3 protein-coding genes are annotated in these 1603 nt (G+C 37.4%); all 3 read left to right on the forward strand.

The window, feature by feature from the left end; all coding sequences use genetic code 11:
• Nucleotides 1-538 (forward strand): hypothetical protein (locus tag CUC53_RS15860; RefSeq protein WP_157798304.1); only part of this gene is annotated, 538 nt, incomplete at its 5' end.
• A 10-nt stretch (nucleotides 539-548) separates the two neighbouring features.
• Complete coding sequence (locus CUC53_RS15865; RefSeq protein WP_100295039.1) at nucleotides 549-761, forward strand: hypothetical protein; 213 nt, start codon at nucleotides 549-551, stop codon at nucleotides 759-761.
• A 281-nt stretch (nucleotides 762-1042) separates the two neighbouring features.
• On the forward strand, nucleotides 1043-1261 hold the full coding sequence (locus CUC53_RS15870; RefSeq protein ID WP_100295040.1) for a hypothetical protein: 219 nt from the start codon (nucleotides 1043-1045) through the stop codon (nucleotides 1259-1261).
• Nucleotides 1262-1603: the final 342 nt, after the last annotated feature.

The following is a 1603-nucleotide window of genomic DNA, read 5'->3' on the forward strand; positions in this document are numbered from 1 at the left end:
GGGGTTGAAAAATGTAAAAGAGAATGGGCCGAATAATAAAGGGAAATCTGAAGTTGCTATACACAATATAGATCCTGTGCTTGCAAGACATCTTAATAGTTTGCCACCAGACTCTTATGAGGTTATTGAGCAAGTGCCTAGAGCCAACCAAGGTTTCACAAACGACATAGCAGTTAAAATAAAGTTATTAAAAGATGTTGATGGTCATAGATTCTCGGGGGGAGGTTCTAATCCTCAAGGGCCATATGTTGCTCTTGGTGATATACCTAACTCCAGATATCTAGCCCGACAAGACTTGGCGCTGAAAAAGTTTGGTCGCAATTCTTATAATGAAATGACTCATCACTCAAGTGTCAAAATGAAGGAAGGTACTGTGATGTATGTAGGAGAAGTTGCTCCACAAACATCGAAGGCAGGTAAGCACTATCGAGGTGGCGGAACTCAAGCATTTGTAGAGTTTTGGAGTCAAGAGAACAAAGATAAAGTTATTTTTTCTTTGGCTAAGAAAATGCCAAAAGGAAAAATCGTTACCGAATAGGAAAAATACAATGAAAACTGTGCGCTTTGTAAGTAACCAAGATGAATGGTATGTCTTTTCAGATGAAATAGGAGAGCTTTACTATCTAAAAATGGACGGTTCTGGAACTAAGGGGATAAGTAAATTCTTTTTTGACTCGTTCTATTCTAGTAATTGTATAAAGATATTGTTTATTGAACGTGATAATAAAAGAGTTATTACTGAGGTTGTATCTTTTAAATAGAGTGAGCCCTAGATTATTTTGTAATAATCGAGGGCCGTAGGCTCGATTAGCGTAGCGTAATCGGGCATTCGCGGATTAATTAAACCTATGTTCTTTCACAATCTGGATATTTCAAAGGTCAGGAATAAATAACCTCCTGAGCTTTTTCTTTTATTTTCCGCTACGAATACCACCCCGGCCTGCATTTGGTCAGTCGGGGAGGAGCTGACAGTTAGTGCCGGAAGATGGACAGGATATAAACATAAAAGCGGATAAAATCGATATATTATTTGGAAAGTAATATGGATAAAAATAAGTTAAGGGGAGATGCGAAAAGGTTGATAGAAAATCATCTTTTAGGTATTGATCCAGATGCTGAGAGCTTCATCGATATATTATCTGATGATCAGCGCTCGATCCCGATTAGAGCAATATTTAAACATATTGATACATTCAGCAAAAAACCATTCAGTTCTGATGAAAGGGCTTTGGTAGATGAGCTGATGTATTTATATGGATAAACTCACCTAGCCAGATAAGCGCACGCATTCATATCTATGATCTCAGTTGGTATAGCGTAATCAGGCGTTATCGAATTAATTAATATTACGGTCTTTCACAATATGGATATTTCAAAGGTCAGGAATAAATAACCTCCTGACCTTTTTTCTTTTATTTTCCGATACGAATACCACCCCGGCCTGCATTTGGTGAGTCGGGGAGGAGCTGAAAGTTAGTGCCGGAAGAAGGACAGGATATAAAAATAAAAGCGGATAAAATCGAAAGATTATTTGGAACGTAATATGGATAAAAATAAGATAAGGCGAAATGAGAAAAGGTTCATAGAAAATCATCTTTTAGGT

The organism is Aeromonas cavernicola, assembly GCF_002795305.1.
Lineage (GTDB): Bacteria > Pseudomonadota > Gammaproteobacteria > Enterobacterales > Aeromonadaceae > Aeromonas > Aeromonas cavernicola.

Coding starts and splice junctions, on each gene's coding strand:
- CUC53_RS15870 (WP_100295040.1), top strand. CDS start 1,043: ATGGATAAAAATAAGTTAAGGGGAGATGCGAAAAGGTTGATAGAAAAT.
- CUC53_RS15865 (WP_100295039.1), top strand. CDS start 549: ATGAAAACTGTGCGCTTTGTAAGTAACCAAGATGAATGGTATGTCTTT.